The organism is Virgibacillus dakarensis (assembly GCF_900155625.1).
Lineage (GTDB): Bacteria > Bacillota > Bacilli > Bacillales > Amphibacillaceae > Lentibacillus_C > Lentibacillus_C populi.
The window spans coordinates 223,366-248,141 of sequence record NZ_LT732554.1; the positions used below are offsets into that span (position 1 = coordinate 223,366).

The 24,776-nt window shown below is 39.7% G+C and carries 20 protein-coding genes and 3 pseudogenes; 10 read left to right on the forward strand and 13 right to left on the reverse strand.

Annotated elements, in window-relative coordinates:
• Positions 1-2: 2 nt before the first annotated feature.
• Both CZ382_RS10650 and CZ382_RS10655 read right to left on the reverse strand, forming a co-directional pair.
• Positions 3-1,025: a proline racemase family protein gene (locus CZ382_RS10650; RefSeq protein ID WP_088051235.1), complete on the reverse strand. Its 1,023-nt coding sequence runs from the start codon at positions 1,023-1,025 to the stop codon at positions 3-5.
• Entirely contained in the window at positions 1,026-2,207 is a 1,182-nt protein-coding gene (locus CZ382_RS10655) for an NAD(P)/FAD-dependent oxidoreductase (protein WP_088051236.1), read from the reverse strand.
• A 228-nt stretch (positions 2,208-2,435) separates the two neighbouring features.
• On the opposite strand from CZ382_RS10655, the gene CZ382_RS10660 reads away from it, so the two are divergent.
• From CZ382_RS10660 to CZ382_RS23725, 5 genes are all read left to right on the forward strand, one after another.
• Positions 2,436-4,088, forward strand: a complete 1,653-nt coding sequence (locus CZ382_RS10660; protein ID WP_088053440.1) for a sigma-54 interaction domain-containing protein — start codon at positions 2,436-2,438, stop codon at positions 4,086-4,088.
• Positions 4,089-4,146: 58 nt separating this feature from the next.
• Positions 4,147-4,416 (forward strand): (2Fe-2S)-binding protein, encoded by a 270-nt coding sequence (locus CZ382_RS10665; RefSeq protein ID WP_088051237.1) that lies wholly within the window; start codon positions 4,147-4,149, stop codon positions 4,414-4,416.
• On the forward strand, positions 4,413-4,751 hold the full coding sequence (locus tag CZ382_RS10670) for a (2Fe-2S)-binding protein (RefSeq protein WP_088051238.1): 339 nt from the start codon (positions 4,413-4,415) through the stop codon (positions 4,749-4,751). The genes CZ382_RS10665 and CZ382_RS10670 overlap by 4 nt, the downstream gene beginning before the upstream one ends.
• Positions 4,744-5,979: an NAD(P)/FAD-dependent oxidoreductase gene (locus CZ382_RS10675; protein ID WP_088051239.1), complete on the forward strand. Its 1,236-nt coding sequence runs from the start codon at positions 4,744-4,746 to the stop codon at positions 5,977-5,979. The genes CZ382_RS10670 and CZ382_RS10675 overlap by 8 nt, the downstream gene beginning before the upstream one ends.
• Positions 5,980-6,249: 270 nt before the next feature.
• Positions 6,250-6,621, forward strand: a complete 372-nt coding sequence (locus CZ382_RS23725; RefSeq protein WP_159457789.1) for a DUF3899 domain-containing protein — start codon at positions 6,250-6,252, stop codon at positions 6,619-6,621.
• 88 nt (positions 6,622-6,709) lie between these two features.
• Here CZ382_RS23725 and CZ382_RS10685 read toward each other — a convergent pair whose 3' ends face one another.
• The 5 genes and pseudogenes from CZ382_RS10685 to CZ382_RS24185 form a co-directional block, all read right to left on the reverse strand.
• Complete coding sequence (locus CZ382_RS10685; protein ID WP_088051241.1) at positions 6,710-7,768, reverse strand: M24 family metallopeptidase; 1,059 nt, start codon at positions 7,766-7,768, stop codon at positions 6,710-6,712.
• 45 nt (positions 7,769-7,813) lie between these two features.
• Positions 7,814-8,122: an oligopeptide/dipeptide ABC transporter ATP-binding protein gene (locus tag CZ382_RS24790; RefSeq protein ID WP_088051242.1), complete on the reverse strand. Its 309-nt coding sequence runs from the start codon at positions 8,120-8,122 to the stop codon at positions 7,814-7,816.
• Between the two features lie 30 nt (positions 8,123-8,152).
• Positions 8,153-9,229 carry an RNA-guided endonuclease TnpB family protein gene (locus tag CZ382_RS10695; RefSeq protein WP_088051243.1) on the reverse strand — a complete coding sequence of 359 codons (1,077 nt, stop codon included), beginning with the start codon at positions 9,227-9,229 and terminating at the stop codon, positions 8,153-8,155.
• Between the two features lie 4 nt (positions 9,230-9,233).
• Positions 9,234-9,596, reverse strand: a pseudogene (gene tnpA, locus CZ382_RS10700) (IS200/IS605 family transposase).
• 147 nt (positions 9,597-9,743) lie between these two features.
• The gene (locus CZ382_RS24185) at positions 9,744-9,881 is read right to left on the reverse strand and encodes an ABC transporter ATP-binding protein (RefSeq protein WP_371871295.1); all 138 of its coding nucleotides are present in this window, start codon (positions 9,879-9,881) and stop codon (positions 9,744-9,746) included.
• Positions 9,882-10,583: 702 nt separating this feature from the next.
• Between CZ382_RS24185 and CZ382_RS10705 the strand changes: the two genes are divergently transcribed.
• From CZ382_RS10705 to CZ382_RS10720, 4 genes and pseudogenes are all read left to right on the forward strand, one after another.
• A complete protein-coding gene (locus CZ382_RS10705; RefSeq protein WP_088051244.1) occupies positions 10,584-12,623 on the forward strand; it encodes a hydantoinase/oxoprolinase family protein in 2,040 nt (679 codons plus the stop codon).
• Positions 12,620-14,335 (forward strand): hydantoinase B/oxoprolinase family protein, encoded by a 1,716-nt coding sequence (locus tag CZ382_RS10710; RefSeq protein WP_088051245.1) that lies wholly within the window; start codon positions 12,620-12,622, stop codon positions 14,333-14,335. The genes CZ382_RS10705 and CZ382_RS10710 overlap by 4 nt, the downstream gene beginning before the upstream one ends.
• A 91-nt stretch (positions 14,336-14,426) precedes the next feature.
• Positions 14,427-14,471, forward strand: a pseudogene (locus CZ382_RS24660) (hypothetical protein); the annotation flags it as partial.
• Positions 14,472-14,823: 352 nt separating this feature from the next.
• Entirely contained in the window at positions 14,824-16,140 is a 1,317-nt protein-coding gene (locus tag CZ382_RS10720) for a purine-cytosine permease family protein (RefSeq protein ID WP_088051246.1), read from the forward strand.
• 144 nt (positions 16,141-16,284) lie between these two features.
• On the opposite strand, the pseudogene CZ382_RS10725 reads toward CZ382_RS10720, so the two are convergent.
• A pseudogene (locus CZ382_RS10725) lies at positions 16,285-16,906 on the reverse strand (proline racemase family protein); the annotation flags it as partial.
• A 143-nt stretch (positions 16,907-17,049) separates the two neighbouring features.
• On the opposite strand from CZ382_RS10725, the gene CZ382_RS10730 reads away from it, so the two are divergent.
• Entirely contained in the window at positions 17,050-18,156 is a 1,107-nt protein-coding gene (locus tag CZ382_RS10730) for a M24 family metallopeptidase (RefSeq protein WP_088051247.1), read from the forward strand.
• 133 nt (positions 18,157-18,289) lie between these two features.
• Here the strand turns inward: CZ382_RS10730 and CZ382_RS10735 are convergent, their stop codons facing one another.
• The 5 genes from CZ382_RS10735 to CZ382_RS10755 form a co-directional block, all read right to left on the reverse strand.
• The gene (locus tag CZ382_RS10735; RefSeq protein ID WP_088051248.1) at positions 18,290-19,633 is read right to left on the reverse strand and encodes a purine-cytosine permease family protein; all 1,344 of its coding nucleotides are present in this window, start codon (positions 19,631-19,633) and stop codon (positions 18,290-18,292) included.
• A gap of 163 nt (positions 19,634-19,796) precedes the next feature.
• A complete protein-coding gene (locus tag CZ382_RS10740; protein ID WP_088051249.1) occupies positions 19,797-20,114 on the reverse strand; it encodes a cupin domain-containing protein in 318 nt (105 codons plus the stop codon).
• A 24-nt stretch (positions 20,115-20,138) separates the two neighbouring features.
• Positions 20,139-21,872 carry a hydantoinase B/oxoprolinase family protein gene (locus tag CZ382_RS10745; RefSeq protein ID WP_371871296.1) on the reverse strand — a complete coding sequence of 578 codons (1,734 nt, stop codon included), beginning with the start codon at positions 21,870-21,872 and terminating at the stop codon, positions 20,139-20,141.
• Positions 21,873-23,918, reverse strand: a complete 2,046-nt coding sequence (locus CZ382_RS10750; RefSeq protein WP_088051250.1) for a hydantoinase/oxoprolinase family protein — start codon at positions 23,916-23,918, stop codon at positions 21,873-21,875.
• A gap of 42 nt (positions 23,919-23,960) precedes the next feature.
• Positions 23,961-24,503 (reverse strand): helix-turn-helix domain-containing protein, encoded by a 543-nt coding sequence (locus CZ382_RS10755; RefSeq protein WP_088051251.1) that lies wholly within the window; start codon positions 24,501-24,503, stop codon positions 23,961-23,963.
• Positions 24,504-24,776: the final 273 nt, after the last annotated feature.

A 24,776-nucleotide genomic window follows, 5' to 3' on the forward strand; every position in this document is an offset into this window, starting at 1 on the left:
CTTTAATGGCCTTCCATCGGCGGGATTAACAAAAAGCCTTCTTTTAATGGATCGTTTTCATTATAAAAGAACCGATGCATTCCCATCACCCAGGCTGAACCGGTAACTTCCGGAATAACGGCTTTATGATCTTTGATCGCTGTCACGTCCAAAATCTGTGCTTTAAACAGCGTACCAACGATGCTTTCGTAAACAAACCGCTCATTCTTGCCGATCTCATGTTTTTCGTACATTGTCGCAAGTTTGGCCGATGTTCCCGTGCCACATGGGGACCGATCAATTCCACCGGGAGGGACCACAACTGTGTTTTTTAAATCTGCTTCTGGATGAACGGCGTTCGTATAAAACTCAATATGTGTTAGACCGTTGATAAACGGATGTTCGGGATGAACTACTTGTTCTCCCCAATTAATGGCATTGCGGATAGTAATCGCCTTGTCAATGATGGTTGACGCATTGTCCGTCGTTAAATCAAGTCCCAGCTTGCGTGCGTCAATAATCCCGTAAAAGTTGCCACCATAGGCAATATCACATTCAATATGCCCAACATCCACTACATCAATTTCAATCGATTTCAATAAAAATGATGGCACATTGGCGAACGTTACTTCTTTTGCTTTTCCGTACTCCACCAAAATTTTTACTTTGACCAAACCAGCCGGTGTATCCAGATTAAGATGTGTATATGGTTCGGTTATCTCAATCAATCCCGCTTCCACTAGTGCCGTGCAAAATCCAATCGTATCATGACCGCACATGGGCAAGTAGCCACCTGTCTCAATATAAATGACACCAACATCCGCTTCAGGATGACACGGGTCGACCATGAGTGCTCCTGACATGACGTCATGGCCTCTTGGTTCGTTCATCAAAAACTTACGGATCCAGTCATAATGCTCCTTCATATATAGCATTTTTTCTGACATGGTCTCGCCTTGTAACTTAGGCAATCCGCTTAGCACTGTCCTTGTCGGATTTCCACCTGTATGAGTATCGATTGTAGTAAACAAACGTTGAAACTTCATTTAATTCATCACCTTCTCTTCAAAGCGGTCATAGCGCAGTGGCTCGATGGGAATTGACGTTTCGCTTCCAGAGATCATTTCTTGCATTACTTTTCCAGTTATCGCTGCCAAACTAATGCCATCACCTTCATGACCAGCAGCAATATAAAATCCAGGAACTTCATCTACATGCGAGATGATTGGCAGATGATCTTCGGTCCATGGCCGGAGACCAGCATACGTCCGGATCACCGTCATATCAGCCATCTTTGGATAGAATCGAACTGCCCGTTTCGCAATATATTTGGTAACATCGTGGTTCACTTTTATATCGAACCCGTTGAACTCCCTACTGCTGCCGATTAAAAAATTTTGACTTTCCGTTGGTTCGAACACCAAGGCAACCCCGTATTTTTCGGTTATCGGATCCACCACCCGTTCCCCACCAAACTTGGAAATGAGGTAGCCAAACTCCATTACTTTGCGAAGTCCGACAGGTTGCTGTCTTGAAGCAACAATTAATTGTCCTTTTCGCGGTTTAATGGGAACGTCAACGTCCAGCATTTGTCCGATGAATGGTGCCCATACACCACATGCATTGATCACTTTGTTAGCGGTAAACGTTACTTTATCGGTTTCAATTACGAACTGTCCTGATGCATCCTTGGTTACATTTTTAACTTCCGTATGCGTATGTATTTTTGCTCCACTTTTTTCAGCGCTGTAAAACATGGAGTACGTAAGCATGTATGGATTAACTGTCGAATCTGTTTTACACTCCAACCCACCGTAAAGATCATCAGCGAAAAATTTCGATTCATTTCGTAAATCTTCCCGATCCAGCATCTTAAAGTCGAGTCCTGCCTCCTGCTGTTGGGTTACCCACTTTTGAGCTGCTTCTAGTTCATTGTCATTTTCACAGACAAGAATACTGCCGGGGTTGCGGTATTCAAAGGAGATTTCAAGTTCTTTATCCAGTTCATGGACTAATTGCTGGCTTTTTAGAGACATTTGACTATCAAAGCCTGGATCCTTGTCAATCGCCAGAATATTACCATCACATCGGGAAGACGTTCCACTAGCCAATTCCTTTTTTTCGAGTACCGTAATATCCAGCCCTGCTTTTGAACAGTAATAGGCAATTGCTGCTCCCATAATGCCGCCACCGATGATGATGACATTCCTATGTATCGTGTTGTTCATAAAATCCCCCCTCTCTAAAAACAATCCATCATTAGTTATGCAAGTTATATGCCAACCTCCAAAATAAGAATATATTCAAAATAGTGTTGATTTCGATGATTATCTGTGTAAAAATGTTTATAAAGTGTAAATAATTCTATACACGGGGGTATACATATTATGGTTGCAAAATTTCTAGATTTCGAAAGTTTTATCAATCCCAACTACCTTCTATTAGATAAAGAAAATATGACTGAAGAAGAACTGGCATCCATTGTAAAAACGGAATATCCCAAAAAAGTGTTTCATATAAAAGATGGCGAAATTCGCTTTATCAAGCTGACAGAGCAGCAAGAACCGTTACGCTATCTGCTTTGTGACGTTATTGCAACTGACGAGGAAATTGAAGATGTTATTGAAAAACTAAAGCAGCATGAATACCTGATCGCTACGGATCATGATGGAGTGATTGTTGGCTATGTCACTTCCTATGAGCTAAACAAAAAGCTGCTCGCGGCATACCAGCATGTACAGGCATATATATCGACTATTCTCGACACAATCGACGAATCGTGTACTGTTATCGACAATGATAAACGGGTACTTGCATGGACCAAGGGCGCGGAACAAATTTTCTCTGTCAAACAGGATGAAATCATCGGCAAGCCAATCACCGACTTTTTTAAACCTGACCGATTGGAAATCTTAAATGCTCTAAACGACGGAACATCAGTACATCATAGCCAACATCATGCACGTGAAAATCAGGTCGTCTTGATTAACTCAAACCCAGTTTATTTTGACGAAAAAATTATTGGTGCCGTTGTATCGGAAACCGACATCACCAGCCAAATCAAGTTAAATAAAGAGCTATACGATGCCTCCGAACGACTGTTTCATTTAGAAAAAGAAGTAAACAAATTAACCTCCACCGACGATCCGTTCATCCATATCAGAGGAAACAGTCCTGCACTAAAACAAGCCATCAACAAAATAAAAAAGGCCGCAACAACGGATACCAATATATTGATCTATGGCGAGAGTGGTGTCGGAAAGGAATTGTTCGCAAAAGCAGTTCATACGATCCGCGAAGGAAAAAATGCTCCGTTTATCGCGATCAATTGCGGTGCCATTCCCTCTTCCCTATTCGAGAGTGAAATTTTCGGATATGAAAAAGGAGCTTTTTCCGGGGCAGATCAGAAAGGGAAAAAGGGGAAAGTCGAGCTTGCCAAGGGTGGCACATTGTTTTTAGATGAAATCGGCGAAATGCCATTGGAAATGCAAGTAAAAATTCTCCGTTTGCTTCAGGAAAAGGTGTTTTATCCAGTCGGTGGAACAAGGGAAATAGAGGTAGATTTCCGCGTGGTAGCAGCAACAAATCGCAATCTAAACGAACTTGTCAAAGAGGGGAAGTTCAGAGAGGACCTTTACTATCGGTTAAACGTTGTAGGTATAGAAATCCCGCCACTCCGAAAGCGACCGGAAGATATTATTGAATTAACCCATTATTTCCTGCACGATATTTCTATAAAATATAACCGTCCGATTCATGGAATATCACAGTCCGTTATGCAGGCACTCCTGCAACACAAATGGCCAGGCAATATTAGGGAGCTGAAAAATGTTGTGGAACGTCTCGTCGTTTTTTCCGAAGATGGCGAAATGAAACTGGAAGATCTACCTTTTGAAAAAGACCTACCAAACGCTCACAATGGAAATCTTCCATTATTTATTGAACATGATAATCGATCATTGCAAGAACGGCTGCAAGAGTTAGAAAAAGATATTATCCTGAAAGAATTAAAAAAAGTGGATGGCAACAAATTATTATGCGCCAAAAATCTTCGGGTTACCCGGGCAACACTTTACAATCGATTGAATAAATTGGGCTTAAAAGTTTGATGTTGGCATTATTCTTGCATGGAACTAACGTACAGACGCAAAAGTAGGGGTGATCCAATTGACAGAAAAAGACATGATTGTTTGCCGATGCGAAGAAATCACATACCAAGACCTAGTTGAAACCGCTGCTAACTATAATTGCTCCGCACGGGAATTGAAGCTTCGTACGAGAGCGGGCATGGGATATTGCGGTGGCAGAACATGCCGCTGTATGGTAGACAAGATTGCAGCAACACTTGAAAGCCAAAAACAAACACAAATAACGTTAAAATATCAACCACCAGTACGTCCGATCAGCTTCGGTAATCTAGGGGGACAAGAAAAATGAGTCAACGAATCCTTGAACATCCTGTACTTGGCAAAATAGAAGAGAAAAATTCCGTAACGTTTACCTTTAATAATGAAACATATCAAGGCTTAGAAAATGAATCAATCGCCGCTGCCCTCTTAGCGAACGGGATCCGTACACTACGACATCATGAAGAAAGTGGTGCTCCCCGCGGAATATATTGTAATATTGGACATTGTTTTGAATGCAGAGTAACCGTAAATGGGCAGCAAGGTGTTCGGGCATGCTTGACACCGCTAAAAGAAGGGATGGTTGTAGAAAGTGGCGGACAACTGCCGACGACTGTACGAGATTGGAGGAACAACCATGCATGACGTAATCATAATCGGAGCGGGACCCGCGGGTTTATCAGCGGCTATTACATGTGCTAAAAATGGATTATCTGTATTTGTAATGGATGAGTACTTGAAGCCCGGTGGAAGACTTTTAGGGCAGCTTTACGAACAACCCGATGGATCATGGTGGAACGGTGTAAACGAGTCTAGTAGATTATACGATCAAGCGCTAGACTTAGGCGTTCACGTTCAATTGCACACTCCTGTAAATAATATTGAAAAAACGGATACAGAATGGGTCATTTATACTGAAGGGGAAACGTATTATACAAAACACCTGTTGCTGGCAACGGGGGCCGCTGAATCCCCTGTCCCTGTACCAGGCTGGACATTGCCAGGCGTTATGTCTGTAGGTGCAGCTCAAGTCATGACTAACGTTCACCGGGTCAAGCCAGGTGAACGCGGTGTTATTATCGGTGTTAACGCCCTCTCGTCCGCGATCGCTATGGAATTAAAACTTGCAGGTATTGACGTCGCTTGCATGACATTACCGAAGCTAAGCCAAGTAACGGACCATGCTGCACAACCCAAAACAGTGCTCGATTCCTTGCTCCATGTATCCCATATGGCGCCATCACAGTTCGTCCGGCTTGGAAGTAAACTAATGAAGAATGATTTCATGAAAAAATTAGGTGTTACATTTTACCCGAAAAATGGTGTAAAAATGTGGGATATTCCAATCCAGCTCAGAAAAGCTGTCGTTGAAATATACGGCGACGGGCAAGTTGAAGGCATAACATTGGCAAACGTAGACACAAACGGTGAGGTAGTTCCTGGAAGTGAAAAAAAAGTACCGTGTGATTTTGTATGCATCGCTGGGGGACTTTACCCATTAACCGAATTGGCTGCGGTCGCAGGATGTCCATTTTACCTTATCGATGAATTGGGTGGTTATGTCCCGTTGCATAACGAACGGATGGAAACATCACTTGACGGCTTATACGTTGCCGGCAATATTACCGGCATTGAGGGTGCAAAAGTCGCTATCGCCCAAGGGGAAACGGCAGGACTTACGATAGCACAGAATTCTGGTGTTGATGGTTTAGATAGAGAAATTGAGGAATCCATTCAGGCAATTGAACAAACGCGAAATAATGCCTATATTCAGTTTCATCCTCATGTGAAGAAAGGGAAACGATTGCTTCAGGAGCAGTGGGAGGAATATGTGGCTTTATCTGATAAGAATGTACCGAATCAATACGTTTAAAGATGATGTTCAAAAAGTCCGGTGAAAATGACACTTCGGCATAGGGGATCTTCGACTAAGTGCCGACACGTCCTGTGTCGAACGTCGAAGTCACCACATCCTGTGGAAGCTCGTTGGCTTGTTTCTCCGCTGCTCATGTATCTAATTGCATACATTCCGCTGCTCGAAACTACGCCGCCTCGAACTTCTCGGTCCTTTTCATCCTCCTTTTTGAACACACTATTAAAGCCAGTCAAATATAAAAAGATTTTTCTTAATAGGATGATTAATATGTCGATCATAAAAAATAAGAATTTGTTTTACCTTGTTGTTTCAATTCTTATAAGTTTTATTTTGTTTCTTTTATTTACAACAAACTATAGTTTTGTTAACTACCTAAATATCTTATTTTATCAGTTTTTAATCTATTTATCGTTCTGTTTGTCCCTATTCATTATCAAAAATCGTTTCTTTGACGGAATAACATATGGTTTAAGAAGATTTCGACGGTTAATAACTAGAAGTGATGATTCCTTTATTCCCACTAATGAATCAACGGTACCTTCTGAAAAGGTAAGCCAATTGTTTTATCAGTTAGTTATGTTTCAAACGATTGCGCTTTTTATTACAGTCGTTATTTTACATTTAATTTACTTTTTATAAGATGGCACAAAATATAAATCTATCTATGCATAAGCGGTCCCGGCATATACATATAATTAGCCAGACCCGCTTATGTTTTAATTACAGTCTATAAAATAATTAATTCTTTAGGCGCATTGGTTAATACCTCGTATCCATCATCTGTTACTAGAACATCATCCTCAATTCGAACCCCTCCAATCCCAGGTAAATAAATACCCGGCTCCACTGTCATTACCATATTAGTCTTTAACACATCTGTTGACTTGCTAGAAAAGTAGGGATTTTCATGAATTTCAAGTCCAAACGAATGACCAGTACCATGTCCAAATTCATCACCATAGCCCTTATCGGTAATGAAGGCGCGAACCTTATCATCAACAACCTTACAGGATTGTCCTGATTTTATCTCACTAATCCCTAAATGAAGTGCATCTAAAACAATCGTATAAATCTCTTTTAATTCAGGTTTTGGCTCACCCACTGCAATGGTTCTAGTCATATCAGAGCAATAACCCTCATACAATGCGCCAAAATCAAGTGTTAACATATCTCCTTTTTCTACTTTTTTGTTACTAGCAACACCATGTGGTAGTGCTGAACGATACCCCGATGCAATTATCAAGTCAAAGGAAGAGGCGGTTGCACCATTTTTTCTCACTTGATATTCAAGTTCATGATTAATTTCCATTTCGGTAACCCCTGGTCGAATAAAATCAAGAATATGTTTAAATGCCTTATCAGATATACTTGCAGCCGTTTTAATTTTTTCAATTTCATCCTTCGATTTTATTTCCCTTAAATTCTCTATTACACCGGATACTGGGACACATTCTATTTTTAATAACCCAATTAATTCGTTATATTGCTTTAGGTTTAAGTTTTCTTGTTCAATTCCAAGTCTTGTTATTCCCATATCTTCTGCTTGTTTGGCTGCTTCCTGAAACATTGCCCTATTTTCAATAATTTCATAACCCTTAACCTGATCGGATGCCTGCTCCATGTAGCGAAAATCAGTAATAAATTTTGCATCCTTAAATGAAATGATTGCAAGTCCGGTTGTCCCTGTAAATTCGGTTATATAGCGCCGATTATAGCTATCCGTTACTAATAAACCGTCAATGTTGTATTCCCCAAATTGTTTTCTTAATGCACTTAACTTATTCATGATAGAACCTCCAATGTATTATCGTGTTTTGAAAATCACAATCTATTAATCATTATATAAATGGCATGATACCCAATGACCATTATGAACTTCCTTCCAGTTCGGTTTTTCCTCACTACAGATAGCCATAGCTGCAGGACAACGCGTTCTAAATGGGCAACCACTTGGTGGAGAAATTGGGCTGGGTACATCTCCCTTTAGAATAATGCGCTCCCGACCCTTCTCAATATTTGGATCCGTTGACACTCCCACCCGTAAACGGGCAAGCTGGCTAACCCCAGTGGGATTCTTGAATAACTTAGCGTTCGCAGTCCATTTCTGTTTTGAACAGCTTTCAAGATGAGGGTGTGCCATCACCCCTCATAGGGCAGAACATATAGTTCCCTATGCTGATTGACTGTTACCATCAACCACAGGTGCAGAACGAATATTCATAGCACCGACTAGATCACGATGTTTCTCGAATCCGCATTTACACTTGTATTTTCGGTCTTGTACCTTATTCTTTTCAGAACACTTTGGACATATTTGGCTAGTGTATGCAGGATTCACATATTCAACTCTAATACCAGCCAGATTCGCTTTGTATTCCATAAATTGAGCTAGGCGGTAGAATGACCATGTGTGCAAATTCTCTTCGTTTTTACGACTTGTGCGTGTCGTCTGCCTAATATTCGCAAGTTTTTCCAAACGAATGACAGAAATCTTATTCTCTTTAGCAAAATTTATGATTGCACGACTAACCTTATGGTCTTGTTCTTTCATCCAGCGTTGCTCTTTATCTTTTGAACTGCGAATAGCATCCAGCTTTTTCTTTTTGCCTAATGTTTTGCGTTCAGAACGAAATTTACGCCTCTTGTATTTGTTTTGTCTGCCATTACCAAAAAAACGTACCTTTTCATCATCTGTTACAGCAACAGCAGGTACTTTTAAGCCTAAGTCCACTCCCATGACCTTTAATCCTGTTCCTTGAGTAGTAGGGACAGTGACAGAAATTTGAGCAATCCATTTGTTCGATTTCTTTGTGATACGAAGAGTACCTAATTTGTGTTTAAGCAAATCAATACTACGGTTGTCTTTATCAACCAATAAAGCACGAATAGGCGTCTTCTTTACTTTACCATTAACCACGATAGGCATTGAAATATGCGTAAGGTCAAAAGAATAATTTTGATTGTTCCAAATACACATAGGCTTTTTGAGGACTGGAACAACTTCATACTTGCTTTTCTTGACTTTCTTAAATACACTTTTTGCATCCTTTATTGCTTGATTTTTAACTGCGCTTGGTAGAGGAACATCCATATGCTTACTTGATTTCTTGGTGCTTTTCTTTTCTTTCACCATATCAGAAACAAGGTCATTAATGGTTGAAATATATGTTTTGCTCATTTCTGATAAAATGGAAGCCTGTTCTTTTGTAGGGATCAATTTGATTTTTACTGTGATCGTTTGCGACATCATTTCACCCCTTTGTTTTCTGTTGTTCAACATAACGCTTAATAGTTGCACTCGATACATTTCCTGCGGTAGATACAAAACAGGAACATGTCCAAAGACTTGGCAAATGTTGAAGATGAGGAAATTCATCTCTTAGTTTTTTAGAAGTCACTCCCTTGATTTTTGCCATGATAGCAGCAGGACTAAGCGTTGGCAGTGCGTTAAGGTACATGTGTGTATGGTCTTTGTCACACTCTAAAACAACAATGGCAATTTCCGATTATTCCCATATTTCTTGTGCGAACTGTTTAAAGCGTTTTTCTACACCTGCATGAAAATGATAGTTGATTAATGATACGGTTTTGTTTGTTCTTCTGTATTCGTTCATATATTTATTGTATCAGTTTTATCTATATACTAGCACAGATATACAACTAAAAAGAGTAGAATTTTCGGATACTTGAAGCACCAGAAATCTTTTGGTTTTTAGTGGCACTCCGTATCCGACCACTCCCATCCCGCCCCAAAGGAGATGCTATCGCACCCTAGTGGGCTTTCCCGTTCGGAAAATCTGTAATGGGATTGCGGATAGCAGAGCCTTCGTATAGGAGTGTAATGGATCTGTATATAAATTATTGGCAGGGGCTACTTCTACCATATTGCCCAAATACATAACGCCGATACGAGCATTTAGGGACGTTCAAAAAATTAACTAGTTAATTTATGGCAAAGGATACAGATACTAAAATACAGAACTTTTTACAAAATTCAAAGATGTATTGCATGAAGCCGCCAATAAATTAAAAGGTTCAGATAAACGAATGGCCATGGCATTGACGGCTGAAGCCATTGGAAAAGGTGCCCAATCATTCTTTGACCATAAATTTCACGTTAGTCGAGATACTATAAGAAAAGGGAGTCATAAGCTACGAACGGGAATCCCTTGCTAAGACGCTTTTCACGCCAACCATCGACATAAAAGAAACTTTTTCTAAAGAAATATACACCCTATTAAATATTTTCTAATACTTTTGACACTAGTGTATCTAATAGGTTTACAGTTTTCTTTATACCCTGCCTATAATTATATTATCATCTCTTCATCCCTTGATGAAACCGCTTCAATTTACAATACCCTTATAATATAAAATGAAATAATTATGGGATAAATCAGTATGTTGTGGTCATTTTGGCATAGAAATTGCATTTTAAACATCTGGAAAAGTAAGTTTTTAATTTGTGTTGTATATATAACAAGCTCCTCAGTTTCTTTTAAAGGACTACAAGATTATATATCTTAGGAGGTGATTGTTCAAAAATAATAGATGGATTCGAGTATTTTTAGCACATTCATTTTTTATAGGAGGAAATTAATATGACAAGATATCGATTAGCAGCTGATATTGGAGGTACGTTTACCGATGTAGTACTATTTGATAAACAAACCGGCCAATATAATGCTGAAAAGGTACCTACAACAGTTAAAAATTTATCTGATGGTGTTTTAAGTGGTATTAATAGAATGGTACAAGATTTTAATGAAGTTGATTTCTTTGTACACGGAACTACAGTTGGCTTAAATGCTTTCTTAGAAAGAAAAGGTGCCAATATGGCTCTTATAGTTACATCTGGATTTAGAGACCTGTATGAGATCGGACGAGCCAACCGTTCGGAAATCTATAATATCCAATATCGGCAACCCGATCCACTTATTAAACGACGCCATGTATATGAAGTAGAAGAACGGATTTTAGTAGATGGCAAGATTGACATGCCACTAAATTACGAAAGCCTTCAAAATGTAATTAATGAAATTGCTGAAAAAGATTATGACTCAGTATCTGTCTGTTTATTACATTCGTATAAAAATCCTGAACATGAAAGATTGATTAAGCAAAAAATCAAAGAACAACTTCCTGAAATGTCCGTTTCTTTGTCACATGAAGTGGTACGGGAATGGCGCGAATATGAGCGGACCAGCACAACAGTTATCAATGCGTATATTGCACCTATCGTTGAAAATTATTTATCAAAATTCGAATCCGAAATTGACAATCGAGGGTTGGATAGAGATTTATATATTATGCAATCAAATGGAGGCGTAATGACTTCAGAAATTGCGAAGAACAAACCAATTCAAACACTTTTATCTGGGCCAGTAGGCGGGACAATGGGCAGTCTAACATTGGGCCAACAAACTGCCAACGAAAACTTGATTTGTGTTGATATGGGGGGAACTAGCTTTGATGTAAGTATGGTAATTAATGGTGACCCGGACGTAACTTCTGAAGCAAATATTGAAAAGTTTCCTATATTATCTCCGATGGTTAACATGCATACCATTGGTGCTGGAGGGGGCTCAATAGCATGGATTGAAGGCGGTGGTTTACGTGTTGGACCACATAGCGCCGGTGCTACCCCTGGACCTGCGTGTTATGGAAACGGTGGAACAGAAGCAACTGTTACAGACGCTAACCTAATACTTGGTCGAATTGATGCTGATGGCTTCCTAGGCGGTAAAATGAAACTTGATTGGAATGCTGCATATGAAGCAATTGAAAAAATAGCTATAAAGCTTGATTTGAGCGTTGTTGAGACTGCTGAAGGTATTTGTGATATTGCTAATGCAAAAATGGCAGATGCGATTAGAACATTAACTGTTACAAAAGGAATTGACCCTCGTGACTTTTCCTTGGTTGCATTTGGGGGAGCAGGACCAATGCACTCAATGTTAATTGCAGATCATTTAGATATTAATAGAATTTTAATTCCAACTGTTGCTGGCACATTTTCTGCTTGGGGAATGCTTCAAACGGATATTCGTCATGATGACGTACGTAACTATGTATCTTTTTTAGAAAATAGTGATTTTAGTAAAATAGAAGATCTCTATAATGATATGGAACGAGAAGCAGAAATCGTTCTTAATCAACAGAATATTGGTAAGGAAGATATTCAATTCACACGATTAGTTGATTTACGCTATGTAGGGCAGGAGTACACGGTAACTGTTCCTCTAGTAGATGGCAAAATTGAAAGTAATTCCATTAATCGTTTGACAGAACTTTTCAATAATACCCATCAGAATATATATGGTCATAGTAATCCTGAAGGGGCTGTAGAGGTTGTTAACTTACGTATTGTAGGTTTAGGAAAATTAGAGAACGAAGAGAATATTCAAAGTAGTGATAAGGTATTAGGAAGTCCTGAACCAATTCGCAGAAAAGCAGTTGTATGGAATAATAAAGAAATAGAAACCCCAGTTTATTCAACAAATGATCTAGCCTTCGGACATATAGTAAGTGGACCAACAATCATCGAATCTTCCACATCGACTATTGTTGTTCCAGAATATTATACAGTTAATGTAGACAGATTCGGAAATCTCGAGGTAATAAGGAGGAATGAAAAATGAGTGAAACAAAAACACCTATTTTTTTAGAAAATCCAGTTACTACAGAAATTATTCGTAATGCATTAATTTCTGCAGCAGAAGAAATGAACGAAAGTCTAGCACGAAGCTCCTTCTCACCAATAATTTATGAAATGAAGGATTGTAGTGTTGGAATTTATAATGAAAATGCTGAATTACTTGGGCAATCATCCGGTCTACCAATGTTTTTGGGAAATTTGGACGTATGTATTAGGGAAACCACAAATTTCATAGGCGGAAATGATAACTATAAACCCGGAGATATTTATATCATGAATGACTCTTATTTAGCTGGGTCACATTTAAATGACATAACAATAATTTCTCCAATATTTTATGATGATTATTTAGTAGGTTTTTCGGCAACACGCGCTCACTGGCTGGACATTGGCGCAAAAGATCCTGGCTATCCAATGGATGCAATAGAAATTTACCAGGAAGGAGTTAGAATTCCTCCAACTAAAATTTATGATGCTGGTGAACCCCGTAAGGACATTATTCAGCTTATTACTATGAATAGTAGATTGAGTAATGATGCTTTAGGAGATATGAATGCTCAAATAGCTGCATGCCGGACTGGCGAAAAAAGAGTTTACGACATTATTAGAAAACATAGTCTTGATACTTTTAGACGCTCAATTAAGGATATTTTTAAGCAATCCGAAATTATGGATAAAGAGCAGATTTCAAGTATACCTGATGGTGTATATGAAGAAGAAGGTTACTTAGATAATGACGGCGTAACCGATGACCCCGTGCTAGTCAAGGTAAAAGTAACTATAGCCGGTGACCGTTTAACAATTGATCTAACCGGGTCTAGTGAACAAAGACAAGGTATGACAAACTGCGGACTTGCACAAACTGTTTCAGCTTGTCGTGTGGCATTTAAACATCTAATAGGACCTGACTCTCCAGTTACTGGAGGTAATTTTAAAACGATGGATATTATCGTTCCCAAAAGAACGATATTCAGTGCAGAAGAGCCAGCTGCCTGTGGGTGGTATTTTACTTCTCTTGGATTATTAATAGATTTAATTGTAAAGGCTTTATCACCAGTACTTAAGGAACAAAGTGCAGCAGCCCATTATGGGGATTCTATGGTAATTACCGTTGCTGGACATGATAAAAAGTCAAACTCGACATTTCTATACGTTGAACCAACGGCCGGTGGATGGGGAGCATTTTCCGCCAACGATGGCCAATCTGGTTTAATTAATAACTCAAATGGTGATTTTAAAAACTTACCTGTTGAAGTCCTTGAGGGTAAATATCCTCTTAAAATTAACTCTTATTTGTTAAGAGAAAATTCTGGAGGTGCTGGAAAAACTCGAGGTGGGCTAGGTGTTACAAGAGAATACGAACTTAGAACCAATGCTAACTTATCACTGTGGTTCGAACGATCGAAAACCCCAGGTTGGGGATTATTTGGTGGACAATCTGGAAAACCACCAATAGTAACGGTTAAGACATCTAATGGAGAAGAAGACATATTGAAAGTAAATGCAAAACCACTTTCTAAAGGGGATTGCGTTATTGTTAAAACTGGCGGAGGTGGCGGTTTCGGAAATCCACTTGAACGCCCTCTCGAAAATGTTTTAGAAGATATAATTGATGGTTACATCGATGCCGACACAGCGTCTAAAGAGTATGGTGTAACCTACGATTCAAGCACAGTGCAAGTGCATAGAAACTAAAAAACTTTTTACCGGAACGAAATAAAGTGCGACATATAAAAATACGCTTTAGGGGGGAGAAGAATTCACTGCAACCCTACTTGAAGATCAAGCACCTAAAACTTGTGAAGTGGTTTGGAACGCTTTCCCTTTATGAAAGTATTGTCACACAATCAAGGTGGTCCGGAAGAGAAGTAAACCTAGCTTACACTCTGATGATCATCCTATTGGTGAAAATCAAACCATTTATACAAGTATAGTTCAAGTTTGCTATTGGCGCGATTGGAACTGAAAAGTGTCTAACCCCCCTTCTCAGGCCATCGCCATTTACTATGGTGACGAATTGGCTAGAAGACATAGGGGAAATGAGCCAGTGAATGTGCCCAGATTGATTATAAACAGATCCAACCCCTTAAAAATGTGGGGAAACGTATTTGGACAGAAGGTATAGAGAGAATCTATTTTGAACGCAAATAAAATATTTTGAAATATTAGGAGGTTTTGGATATATGGTTATGGATAAAAATACAGATTCACCCCTTTCTGCTGTCCCAGCCTCAGAACGGCAACATTGGATTGTCCCCGCTAGTATTTTTGGTGGTTTGGAATTTGCTGTTCCAGTCATTATGGTTGGAGCAACATTAGCAGGTAGCTTTAGTATATCAAACGTATTTTGGATATTAGTAGTTGGCTTAGTCATAATACAATGGATTGGAAATGCTTTGCAAGGCTACCTAGGAGCTAAAACAGGACGCCCATCATCTGTTATTGCAAGATCTGCCTTTGGTTCAATTCAAGCTCGATTTATTGTTGGATTGGCCCTTGTTGTTTTGAATGTTGGTTGGTTCGGAATAAATACATCCGTAGCAGGAAATGCATTATCGGCAATGTTTGGAATTGATTACACTGAAAATTGGATTATGTGGGCAATAATAACTCTAATTGCTGGATTGTTATTTGCACTTCCAGCTGTATTAGGATACAACTCAATGAAGTGGACAGATTATGTTGCAGTACCCGCTGGAATTCTTCTTATTTCAGGTGGTGTATATTATGCTTTAAGAGGAGAAGGCTGGGATAAAATACTTTCGTGGAACCCAGATCCATCTATAACTTTTTTCGGAGCAATTAGCTTAGTTTTAGGTGCTAATGTCGCACAGTGGTTAATCGCTTCTGATTACACTCGCTACTCAAAACCAACACTTAAAGATCAAACTCTAATTCCTTTAGGTATTGTTGCAATTGGAATGCTCTTTTTCTTAACTGGCGCAGTTATGTCCGTTGGGGTAGGTAATCCCGATATAGTGGCTGTTATGCAAGATCTTGGTTTTCCTTTTTGGGGGTTTTTGATTTTATGGATTGCCCTTTGGACAAGTCAACTTGTTGCAAGCTATTCAATTGGTTTGGCAGCATCAAATATGTTGAATGTTGACACAAGTAAGGGCAGAGCAATTCTAACAGTAGTCGGATCTGTATTAGGTGTAGTTTTATCGATAGCTGGTATTTTAAATTACTTCATGGATTTTCTTATTATCATGGCTGTAATTTATCCATCAATTGCAGCGGTAATGTTTGCTGACTTTTTCTTTATTCGAAAGCAGGAATGGGTAGATAACCAAGGTTGGAATTGGATTGCAACAATTGCGATATTAGCAGGTTCATCTGTCGGATATCTAACTGAGTATGTTGTTAAAATTGGAATTCCAGCTCTACAATCTTTGGTTATTTCTGGTATAGTTTATTTACTTGTTATGAAAATTAAATCTCAAGTCAAACCAGATCACTTCACAAATTCAGGTTACTCAAAACAGGATCTTGTTAGCTAGCTACATTTTCACTAAATAAGTAGCGAATTAATAGTCTAAATAGTCAACATGTTAAGTCGTTAGTTCAAACATAAAAGCCATATCTATCAAGTAGTAAAAATAAAAATCACTATGCTCTAATAAAATTTGAGCATAGTGATTTCCAAAAGTTTCCCCTTTGATTAATTCTCCCCGCGCATATAACGTTGCTACCCTTGCACTTGCCCCTGTACCACATGGCGAACGGTCAATTTGTCGATCGGCAAATATTGTTACATTTTTCAAATCCGCTTTTTCTACTGATGGTTCATCCGAAAAAATGACCCCATATATATCTTTAAATCATTTTGCAGTGAGTGCTTTACATCCAGATTTTCTTCAATATAATATTTAATTTTCATACCCCAGTCCTGTAACTCTGGCAAACTTTCATTATTCACGTGTAAATTTATTTTGACACTGTCAAGAATTGCTCCTTCAAGGGCAATGTCTGCTGTAGACGAATGATCAGCAATTTTCACCGGAAATTCTTTTTTGTACACAAACGATCGACATTTTCAAACCAAACTGACCTTCAGGCATAAGCGTTTACTTCTCCTGCCGGACTATCAATGACAAATTTTCGCTCACCTTGTACTTCATATTTGCCAGTTTCCACAATATGATCTAAATGTTTAATGCAATCCGCTCTTCGCTCCGGTTGCGTGGCCCTCTTAATTTCCGGAAAACCACCCGTTATGATTCTTAGTGGTTCTCCTGCCACGTGTAAATCTCCGTTGACAGCAATCGATTGAAATGCATAAATCCACCTCCCTATTTTTTATATTATCTTATTGTAACTCTTATGCTACATTAGATTTTTTTGACCGCCATTTCTGGTACAAATCTTGCATGAAATGATAAGGTAGAATAAGAAATGGAGGTTATACGATGACTATCGACTACAAAAGTAGATTAAAAACACTGCAAGAGCGTTTAGAAGAAAAAAATATAGAGGTGGCGATGATTACTGCGCCGGCAAATGTATTCTATTATATTGGTTTTAATTCCGATCCTCATGAACGGTTTATGTCGTTAGTTCTGGATAACCGAACGCAAAAATTCACCCTTTTCGTTCCAGCGTTGGATAAGGAAATGGCTGAACAGGCGTCGATCGTGAAAAACATTGTCCCGATTTCCGATGAAGAGGATCCATATACCAAACTCAAACATGAGCTAGGCGATGAAATAAACCGTTTCGGGGTGGAAATGAAATCGGTAAGCATGTTCCAGCATCGACATTTGTCGTCGGCGTTTCCTCAAGCAGTTTATGAAGACATCCAGTCATTTATCAACGAACAACGACTCAAAAAGTCAAGAGACGAACTGATATATGTACAAAAAGCTGTAGATATTATTGAAGAAGTACTTGCCGAGGGAATTAAAAAGGTGAAGCCAGGTATGACAGAATTGGAATTTACAGCCGAATTGGAATATCTCATGACAAAACATGGTGCAGAAGGTCCATCGTTTTCAACAATTGTGTTATCCGGCGAAAAAGCTGCATTACCACACGGAACGCCGGGTGATCGCGTTTTCCAAAGCGGTGACTTCTTATTAATTGATATGGGTGTCTCGATAAAAGAAGGTTACTGTTCTGATATTACGAGAACTTTTATTATTGGCGAAGCAACGGACAAGCAGAAAGAAATCTATGACATTGTCTTGGAATCCAATCAAGCTGGAATAAATTCCGTACAAGGGGGAGTACCGCTTAAAACATTTGATATCACAGCTAGAAACGTTATTCATGAAAAAGGGTACGGTGATTATTTTAACAACCGTGTTGGGCATGGACTTGGTGTCGAAGTTCATGAAGAACCATCTGTCCATGAAAACAATGAACAGATTGCTGAAGCTGGATTGTTGTTTACGATCGAACCAGGGATTTACATACCTAATTATGGTGGGGTACGGATCGAGGATGAAGTCTATATTAACGAAAATGGTGAAGCGGAAGTGCTGACTTCATTTCCTAAGGAGCTGCAAATTTTATAAGACTTACAAAACGTTCAATCAAAAAAGGAGACTCGATCTGAACCTTGTACCTGCAGAGCGAATCTCCTTATCCAAAAATCACCCGTGCAATGACTTTCACGCGGATGGCTTGATTTAATATTCAACTAAAAATCTACTTCGCTTCCACTCCCAAATCTACCGGCAAATCGCCTGACATACCTTCCGTAAAATGATCCGGTGCTACTTTCGCTTTTATTTTCATAGCAACATAATACACGATACCAGAAGCAATCAAGGATTGAACAGCTGGCAGTCCAAACGTCGTGACATATTGCGTAACATATCCTAATACCGTACCAACGACTAAACCAATCGTCGCCATCCAATTCCAGCCACCGTTATCCTTCCAAGTACGTTTTCGAATGAGGAAGAAATCTACCATCATGACACCGGCAATTGCTGGATAAACTAGTGCTGTTAAGTATAAGAAGTCCATAAAGTAGTCAAGGATCCCTGCCAACGCCACGACAATCGCGATGATCGTCCCACCGAAAGTAAGGAGTGCTCGTCCTTTATTCGAATTGACATTGAGCATATTGGCAAGGGCTAAACCCATACTGTAATTGTTTACGAGTTGACTGGTCCATGTCGCAAACCATAAAATCAAAAATCCCCAAACCGGGAAGCCTAAGTTCATCATGACATTTACGATATCGGCGTCACCAACACCAACCGACATGACAGCACCAACGATGAACAACGGAAAACCGACTAGGACAATACCTGTTGGAATTAAGATATTATCTTTAATTGTGGGCTTTGCATAGCGGGTGTAGTCAGAAGCAATAACCCATTGTGACACGTTAGCACCAATAATTAGACTAATTGCCGCCAAAATTCCCATAGTTGGTTCGGGATCCCAGTTAGTAATGGTTTCCCATCCAGTATTTTTTAACGCATAATAAATACCACCAGCGATTAATAATAGACCTGCCGGAACTGCAATATAATCGGTCCATTTCATCGAACTATAACCGATGATTGACGGGATCGCAAAAAGTAATCCTGCTATTACGGTAATTAATGCCCATAGTCCCCATTGGGTAGTATAATCGACACCGAACATGGCAGATATAGCATTGCCGGCAACCGATGTCTGTACCGCCCACCAACCAAGCGAGACAACGAAAATCGTTAAACCAACAATAAATCGCGCCTGTGCTGACCCGAAACTAGTGCGCGCAATAACAGATGAAGAACGGCCTGTTTTCGCACCAATATACCCTTGGAGGGCGTTTCCACTCCATTGGATCACGAACAGCGCAATAATGAGGAAAAGGAGAATCTCACTTAAACCAAAGCTTCCGGCAAGTGTTGCTCCTACCATTAATACGGGAATGGTAAACTCTAGCCCACCAAAAATCATTGCTGGAGTCAACCAGTGTTGGCGCTGGTCGATTGGAACAGCCTGAAGTGCTTCATCTTTTTCCATGCTTTTGACATTTTTCTCGTTCATCTATTTACACCTTCCTTTATCATGTAAGATTGCTTTTTCATCCTTGGTGAGTATTGTTAAGAGGAGCAAATGAGTCCTAATTTTCCACAGAGGTAAAAGATTCAGAAATATTTCAGGAAAATAGTAGTAGAAAAGCCACAACTCTTCTACCACTTAATTTCCATTATTTTTCCTTTACAAGTGCCCAGACAATTTGACATGGTTCATCACCTGCATTAACAGCCCAATGCTCTTCACCGGCAGGGATAAGCGTAGCATTAGATGCCCAAGCTTTATAGGGTTTGCCGCCACTCTCCCCTTCAACTCTTCCTTTCACTATAACGGAGTATTCGTTTTCTTCGTGTTTCGATAGACCTTCCTTTGGTACACGTTCACCCGGCGGAATAGTAACCGTACCAAACTGAACGTCTACATGTTTGTTCTTTTCCCGAAACAACGTTAACAATCCATTTTCATCAAAACCTTGTTCCTTAATTTCCATGTCATATCCCCCTGCACGTTTACTTTATTTTCTAGTGTCTAACTCGTGATATTCGAATGTTTCTGGATCAACGGCAACACCAAATAATGTCTTTGCTTCGTCTACCGTGTAATATTCATTTTTGACGTCTTTTGCAACCTGGTCTGCTGGACGTTTAAGTGGATCGCCATATCCGCCACCTGTTGCAGTCATCAATTTTAGGACATCATCTTTATGTAGTTGGTAACGCGGGTAAACACCATAAGGACCATCAACTTCTCCATCTGCTTTTTCGATATAAAATTCATTGACAGATCCTTCAAGTCCACCACCAGTTCCCCATAGGCGATATTGGTTACGGCCATAGGTGATCGTCGCCTCTTGACCATCTGTCATCGCGCGATACGACCTAATGACACCCTTACCACCGATATATTCACCAGCACCTGTACCATCAATCCGCAAACTATATTCATCAAGCATGACACCATATCGAGTTTCTGCTACCTCTACTGGAACATTGTACGTTTCGCCGTCTAAGACACAGAATTGTCCACTTGCTCCGTCCTGGCCATCGGCTCCGCCCCAGCCACCGACAGAAGGCTCAACGATTAGGAATGGTTCGTTCGTATCTTGATGTGATCCGGATAGGGTAACCGAACAAACAGATAACAAGTGAGCTGCTGCAAGTCTATGTGGAATATGTGGCGCTAACGCTTTCCAGATTAAATCCGTGCACCCGAGCATCGTTTCAAAATAGTTCGATGTTGGTGCAGGTCGTTCCGCCGACATGATTGATCGATCATCAACAATGATTTTCAGTGGTCTAAATACACCATCATTTACATTTTGGTCCGGGTTCGTGATTGCCAAGAATATCGTTCGCACGGCAGACGCAAGGCCGGTAAACGAACAATTGACCGGGCCAGGAACTTGTTGGCTACTGCCCCTGAAGTCACAAACAAATTCGTCATCGGTAATCGTTACTTCTACTTTGATCGGGAACGGGCCATTGCCGATTCCGTCGGTTTCCACGAACCCGTTAGCTGAAAATGTGCCCTTTGGCAACTTTTTCAGTTCCTGCCTAGAAATTGTTTCACCATGATTCAATTGATTATCGATAGCTGTAAGAATGACGTCTTTTCCGTACTTATCACAAATTTCCTTAACGCGTCGTTCCCCTGTTTTAAGCGCTGCAACCTGTGCCCACATATCACCAAGCGACAAGTCAGGGAAACGGACATTTGCCTGGATAATTTCAACGAGTCCTTCGTTCAACTTCCCACCGTCAAAGAGTTTGACGGAAGGGAACTGCAATCCCTCCTGGAAAATATCCCGTGAATCATTCGTAAATGAACCTGGGTCCTTTCCACCTACCTCGGTCCAGTGCGCTTTATTGGCGGAGAAGGCGATCAGTTCACCGTCGTAAAATATCGGCATAACTAAACCAACGTCCGACAAGTGCGATCCCCCGCCACCGTATGGATCATTGATAACAATAATATCGCCAGGTTTGAGCTTGTCGTTTTCACCGTACTTGTTTAATGTTTGTTTAACCATATAGGAAAGCATTCCGATAAATCCTGTTACACCATTACCTTGCGTTAATAATTGACCCTTTGCATCGGTTAGTCCACTTGCATAGTCCAATACTTCATAAATAATCGGACTCATTGATGTTTTTGCTAGTGCAATAAACATCTCATCGCCAGCGGCAAGTAACGAGTCTTTGACAATTTCCAGTGTAAATGGATCAATTTTTGTTTCATTCATCAACATTTATCTCGCCCCCGTTTCGATGATTAAGTTTCCATAATCATCCACTTTTAATGATTGTCCTTCGTAAATAACGGTAACCGCTGCTTTTTCCTCGATAATTGCCGGCCCTTGAATTTCTTCGTTAACAGGTAACAGCTCGCGTTGATAGACATCTGTTGCTACCCAGCCATTTGGATTTTCAAAATAAACGTCTCTTGTTTCGATTTTTGCATCGTCTAGTGTTGTGTTTCGCTCGATTTTCTGAACGATGGGCTTTTGTACTTTTCCAAACGCGGTAACGTGCAAGTTAACGATTTCGGTTCCCGTATCGTCAAGTCTAAATGTATAGTTTTGTTCATGCAGCTGATGGAATTTTTCAACAATGTTTTGCAATTGTTCATCTGTCCACTCACCCGCCGGAACAGGTACTTTCACCGTATGTTCTTGACCAAGGTAACGCATATCGGCAAAACGATTGAATACAACGTCTTCTTGCTTGATACCTTCATTGTCAAATTGCTGGTATGCTTCACTTTCAATCTCGTTCCATTGCGTCGTCATTTCATTTAGGTCTAAATTCTCCAATCGCTTGATATATGTTTTGATATAATCATGTCGCAAATCACTCATCAGCATCCCCCATGCCGAAAATACAGGTGAAGCGATTGGGATGACAACTTTTCCGACACCTAGTTCCTTCGCAAGTGCTGGAGCGTGCATCGAACCACCGCCACCGAACGCTACTAACGTGAAGTCTTGCGGATTATGTCCTTTACGGATGGATATTAATTTTAACGCATTCAACATGTTCGAGTTAGCGATGCGAATAATACCGAGTGCTGCTTCTTCAGCCGTCATGTTAAAGTGATTAGCGATTTTTCCTTGGATAGTATCTCGAACCAAATCTAGATCGACATCGTAGTCGAAGTTCTTGGCTGATAGGCGACCTGTTAGTAGATTCGCATCAGTTGTCGTTGGCTCAGTTCCCCCTTGTCCATACGATACCGGACCAGGGACAGCTCCAGCTGACTGTGGTCCTACTTTTAGTGAACCAGCATCGTCCAGCCATGCAATCGATCCACCGCCATTACCAATTTCGACAATATCAACGACTGGTGCTTTAATTGGATACCCTGCATTACGGTCAGTTCGTTCAATATAATAGTCTGTGGAAACCTTGACCTCGCCTTTTTCAATTAACGAGCATTTGGCCGTAGTACCACCGATATCAAATGCGATGATATTTTCTTCGCCGATCAATTCTCCAAGTACAGCAGCACCATAAATTCCCGCAACTGGACCTGATTCAACCATGTTAATCGGAACTTTCTTAGCTTCTTCAAATGTTGTAGTACCACCATTTGATTGCATAATATAGTTTTGGCTGCTTGTATTAAAATCGGTCAACTTCGTGTGTAATTTGTTTACATATGTAGCCGCTGCTGGCTGTACATACGCGTTCAACGCTACTGTATTTGTTCGTTCGTATTCACGCCATTCTTTTGTTACATCATGAGATGCAGAAACGGCAACCTCTGGCCATAGTTCCTTGATCAGCTTTACCGTCTCCTTTTCATGTTCCGGATTTACGTACGAATGCAAGTAAGCAACAGCAATTGCTTCGACATTTTCATTCTTAAAATATTCGACGATCTCTTTTACTTGTTCTGTATTTAACGGTGATAGTACTTCACCTTTATAATTAAGTCGTTCATCTACTTCTTTTCGTAAATAACGCTCAATAAATGGTTCCGGCTTTTGGTAGCGAATATTAAACAAATCTGGACGGTTACCACGCGCAATTTCTAGTACATCACGAAAACCTTTTGTTGTAATCAATCCTGTTTTGGCACCTTTTCGTTCGGTAAGTGCGTTGATAATCACGGTTGTACCATGAATAAACGTCGAGATTGATTCTTTGTTAATTTCACTCTTGTCCAATACATCCATAACGCCTTGCTCAAAATTCGGCGGGGTCGTATGGCTCTTGGCAACTTCAACTTGCCCACTATCATCAACATATACCAAATCTGTAAATGTTCCTCCAATATCTGTTGCAACTCTCATCTTTATTCCACCCTTCCCTAGGTATTTAAATCAAACAAATTTCTAGAATATAACTGGTGTCAACACGCTTATTAAAACAGATTCTTCATTAGTAGGATTTTTCCACTCGTGCACTTTTTCAGAAGGAAAATGAATCGAATCACCTACATTTAAAACGTATTCTTTCTCTTCAATCTTGAAAATTACAATCCCTTTCAATACATAATAAAACTCTTCACCTGGATGGCTATACTTTTCCGTAAATTGTTTATTTGGTGGAATGGTTACCATCATTGGCTCTATTTTTCGTTCGGGAAACTTTCCGGCTAGCCTTACATGCGTTACATCCGAACCTTCTAATTTAAATCGTTTTTGTTCCTCTTTATGTAATGCATAATTATGATTTTCTATCTCCTCAAAAAAATAGGTAATATTCATATTAAATGCATCCGATATTTTTTTTAAAGAAGTGATAGCTAACGATGATGATCCTCGCTCTATTTGTGATAGAAAACTAACGGAAAGTCCTGTTTGCTCGCTAAGATCTTTTAAAGTCATTTCATTTTCTAATCTCAAATTCTTGATTTTCCTATGAATATTTTCCATTTCTTCTACTATCCTTTTTTCATATGTTTTTTACAGTGAAACCGGAATATTTCCGCCACCACTTTATTTTTTATTATATTACCATAAATTTTATATAATTAAAAGAAAAATATATCTAGTTTTAAATTTCAAAAGCAACTAAATTGCAACTAAATAAACCAATTATTTAAAACTCTAAATCAAGATTGCAACGATTTCACATAATACGGTAAGTCAACAATTGATAATTAGATCGAGGCTAGAATTTCTGGATAAATGTCAGCTGTCTTCGAT

Excerpts from the sequence above, each read along its gene's own strand:
- CZ382_RS10720 (WP_088051246.1), top strand. The coding sequence starts at position 14,824 with ATGGTTATGGATAAAAATACAGATTCACCCCTTTCTGCTGTCCCAGCC.
- CZ382_RS10695 (WP_088051243.1), bottom strand. The coding sequence starts at position 9,229 with ATGTCGCAAACGATCACAGTAAAAATCAAATTGATCCCTACAAAAGAA.
- CZ382_RS10650 (WP_088051235.1), bottom strand. The coding sequence starts at position 1,025 with ATGAAGTTTCAACGTTTGTTTACTACAATCGATACTCATACAGGTGGA.
- CZ382_RS10660 (WP_088053440.1), top strand. The coding sequence starts at position 2,436 with ATGACTGAAGAAGAACTGGCATCCATTGTAAAAACGGAATATCCCAAA.
- CZ382_RS10675 (WP_088051239.1), top strand. The coding sequence starts at position 4,744 with ATGCATGACGTAATCATAATCGGAGCGGGACCCGCGGGTTTATCAGCG.
- CZ382_RS10730 (WP_088051247.1), top strand. The coding sequence starts at position 17,050 with ATGACTATCGACTACAAAAGTAGATTAAAAACACTGCAAGAGCGTTTA.
- CZ382_RS10735 (WP_088051248.1), bottom strand. The coding sequence starts at position 19,633 with ATGAACGAGAAAAATGTCAAAAGCATGGAAAAAGATGAAGCACTTCAG.
- CZ382_RS10705 (WP_088051244.1), top strand. The coding sequence starts at position 10,584 with ATGACAAGATATCGATTAGCAGCTGATATTGGAGGTACGTTTACCGAT.
- CZ382_RS10670 (WP_088051238.1), top strand. The coding sequence starts at position 4,413 with ATGAGTCAACGAATCCTTGAACATCCTGTACTTGGCAAAATAGAAGAG.
- CZ382_RS10755 (WP_088051251.1), bottom strand. The coding sequence starts at position 24,503 with ATGGAAAATATTCATAGGAAAATCAAGAATTTGAGATTAGAAAATGAA.
- CZ382_RS10740 (WP_088051249.1), bottom strand. The coding sequence starts at position 20,114 with ATGGAAATTAAGGAACAAGGTTTTGATGAAAATGGATTGTTAACGTTG.
- CZ382_RS10750 (WP_088051250.1), bottom strand. The coding sequence starts at position 23,918 with ATGAGAGTTGCAACAGATATTGGAGGAACATTTACAGATTTGGTATAT.
- CZ382_RS23725 (WP_159457789.1), top strand. The coding sequence starts at position 6,250 with ATGTCGATCATAAAAAATAAGAATTTGTTTTACCTTGTTGTTTCAATT.
- CZ382_RS10685 (WP_088051241.1), bottom strand. The coding sequence starts at position 7,768 with ATGAATAAGTTAAGTGCATTAAGAAAACAATTTGGGGAATACAACATT.
- CZ382_RS10655 (WP_088051236.1), bottom strand. The coding sequence starts at position 2,207 with ATGAACAACACGATACATAGGAATGTCATCATCATCGGTGGCGGCATT.
- CZ382_RS24790 (WP_088051242.1), bottom strand. The coding sequence starts at position 8,122 with ATGGCACACCCTCATCTTGAAAGCTGTTCAAAACAGAAATGGACTGCG.
- CZ382_RS24185 (WP_371871295.1), bottom strand. The coding sequence starts at position 9,881 with ATGTATTTGGGCAATATGGTAGAAGTAGCCCCTGCCAATAATTTATAT.
- CZ382_RS10745 (WP_371871296.1), bottom strand. The coding sequence starts at position 21,872 with ATGTTGATGAATGAAACAAAAATTGATCCATTTACACTGGAAATTGTC.
- CZ382_RS10710 (WP_088051245.1), top strand. The coding sequence starts at position 12,620 with ATGAGTGAAACAAAAACACCTATTTTTTTAGAAAATCCAGTTACTACA.